The organism is Falsiroseomonas sp. RANM36 (genome assembly GCF_056682175.1).
This window is the reverse complement of sequence record NZ_JBWXTD010000005.1, coordinates 522,870-525,206: the sequence shown is the minus strand read 5'-3', so window position 1 is coordinate 525,206 and position 2,337 is coordinate 522,870. Positions and strand designations below refer to the sequence as shown.

The following is a 2,337-nucleotide window of genomic DNA, read 5'->3' as shown; positions in this document are numbered from 1 at the left end:
CCGCCGCGCCAGGCGGCCCCCCACCCCCCCGCCCCCACCCCCCCCGCCGCGGGGCCCGGCGGGGGGGCGGGCGGCGTCGTTGATCTTCACCAGGTTGTCCAGCGCGCCGGCCGTCACCTTCCCGAAGCCCGGGCCGAAGCGGAAGGTGTTCTTCAGGCCGCGGCTGACGATCTGGTCGGAGACGCCGACATCCACGACATAGGGCAGGTCGTAGCGCGACGCCGCCTGCGACGCCGCGAGGCAGATCGGGCTGGCGAAGCCGCCCACCACCGCCACCACGCCCTCGGAGTTCATCCGCTCCACCTCGGCCGTGCCGCCTTCCGGGTTCGAGCGGGCGTCGCCGAAGACCATCTCGATCTTCGCGCCGCCAAGCGCGCGGATGCCGCCGCCGGCATTGATCTCGTTGATAGCGAGCTCGGCGCCGAGGCGGCCATACTCGCCGTCCTGCGCCAGCGCGCCGGTGACGGGCTGGAGGATGCCGAGCTTCACCGCGGCGGGCTGCGCGCCGGCGATGCGCGGGGCGGCCAGCGCGGCCGCGGCGCCGAGCAGCACGGTCCGGCGGGAAGGCGTGAGGGCGGTCATCGGTGTGTTTCTCCCTGTTCGCAGGCCGGGGCCCGCGGCGCGCTATCTGCGCCGGGCAGCGCCGGAGGGCAAGATGTTGTCCGGACGTGTCGGCCGGGCGCTATTCGGCGCGGATGTTGTTGCGCCGGATCACCGGCTCCAACTGCGTCCGCGTGGTGGCGATCAGCTCGGCCAGCCGCTGAGGCCCGCCGCCGCCCGTGACCGCCCCCTGCGCCGCCAGCCGGCCGCCCACATCAGGGTCGCGCATCATCAGGTCCACCTGCTCCGAGACGCGGGCGATGATCGGCGCGGGCGTCCCGGCCGGCGCCACCAGGCAGAACCAGGCGCCGAACACCAGCGGCGGCCCGCCGGCCTCGGCGATGGTCGGCACCTCGGGCAGCTGCGGCAGGCGCTCGGCCGTCAGCGTCGCCAGCGGCCGCACCCGCTCGCCGCGGATCTGGCCCAGGATGTTCGGCACGTTGTCGAAGATGCAGTCGATCTGCCCGCCCACCAGGTCGTTCACCGCCGGGCCGGCGCCGCGATAGGGCACATGCGTGATGCGCGTGCCCGCGGCCTCGTTGAACAGCTCGAGCGCGAGATGGAGGGAGGAGCCGTTCCCGGCCGAGCCCGCGGTGATCCGCCCCGGATCGGCCTTCGCCGCCGCGGTCAGTTCGGCGAGCGTCTTCCACGGCTTGCCGGCGCCGACGCAGATCACCTTCGGCGTCGTCGCCAGCACCGCGACGGGCGCGAAGGCGGCGCGCGGGTTGTAGGGCAGCGAGGCGAAGAGGAACTCGTTCGCCACTATCGGCCCGATCGAGCCCACCAGGAAGGTGTAGCCGTCCGGCGCGGCCTTCGCGACGACGTCGGCGCCGACGTTGCCGCCGGAGCCAGGCCGGTTCTCCACCACCACGGGCTGGCCCCAGGCGGCCTGCATCCGTGCGGCGAGCGGGCGCGCCATGACATCCGCGAGACCGCCGGGCGGAAAGGGTGCGACGATGCGGACGGGCCGGGTCGGCCAATCGGCCTGGGCGCGCGCCGACGGCGCGGCCAGCAGGGCGGGCAGCGCCAGCGCGGCGCGGCGGGTGAAGCGGCTCATGTCCTTGGTCCTCCCGTTCATTGCTGTGCTAGTCGGCCGCAAGGCGCGAAGGAGCGGCACGCCGCGTCGCGATGGCCGCGAGCGTGCGGTCCAGCGCGTCGCCTTCCGGGTCCTTCTGCGCGGCGAGCCGCGCCTGCAGCAGCGCATCCGCGGCGATGCCCGGCGGCAGCGCGCCCTCCAGCGCGGGCTGCAGCACCTCCGCCATGATGCGCCGCCAATTGGCGCGGGTGCGCGCATCGGTCGCGGCATAGCCCTTCACGAGCCGCGCGCTCTCCACCACTTCCCGCGCGAGCCCGGCGCCGAGCGGCAGCGCGCGCTCGACCAGCGTCAGCCAGCCCGCGATCCAGGCGGTCTCCTCCGCATGCTTCAGCGTGCGCTTCCGCCATCCGCGCAGCCCCGCCAGCAGGCGCAGCCGCAGGAAGCCCAGCGGGCGCGTCGGCGAGACGTTCAGCGCGATGCTCTTCTCCGTCCAGCCGCGCCGCGCGACGAAGCGCAGCGCCGGCCGGGCGATGGAAGGCGGCAGCAGGGAGAGCACCTCGGCCGGCCCGGGCTTCATAAACTCGACCACATGGACGATGTCGCCCGGCCGCGCCTTCGCCTCCGCCGCCAGGCGCGGCCGCCGCGCCGCGGGGCGCCGGGGGGGCCGCCCCCGGCGCGCCGCCAACGCCGGCCGAGCGGGC

3 protein-coding genes are annotated in these 2,337 nt (G+C 75.4%); all 3 read right to left on the bottom strand.

Annotation, left to right across the window (positions count from 1 at the left end):
• The coding region (locus AC1MIR_RS20525; protein WP_480030038.1) for an ABC transporter substrate-binding protein at positions 1–582 on the bottom strand (582 nt) is incomplete at its 3' end.
• A gap of 100 nt (positions 583–682) precedes the next feature.
• Positions 683–1,657 carry a Bug family tripartite tricarboxylate transporter substrate binding protein gene (locus AC1MIR_RS20520; RefSeq protein ID WP_480030037.1) on the bottom strand — a complete coding sequence of 325 codons (975 nt, stop codon included), beginning with the start codon at positions 1,655–1,657 and terminating at the stop codon, positions 683–685.
• Positions 1,658–1,685: 28 nt separating this feature from the next.
• A partial coding sequence (locus tag AC1MIR_RS20515) for a DUF6537 domain-containing protein (RefSeq protein ID WP_480030036.1) occupies positions 1,686–2,337 on the bottom strand: 652 nt, incomplete at its 5' end.

Excerpts from the sequence above, each read along its gene's own strand:
- AC1MIR_RS20520 (WP_480030037.1), bottom strand. The coding sequence starts at position 1,657 with ATGAGCCGCTTCACCCGCCGCGCCGCGCTGGCGCTGCCCGCCCTGCTG.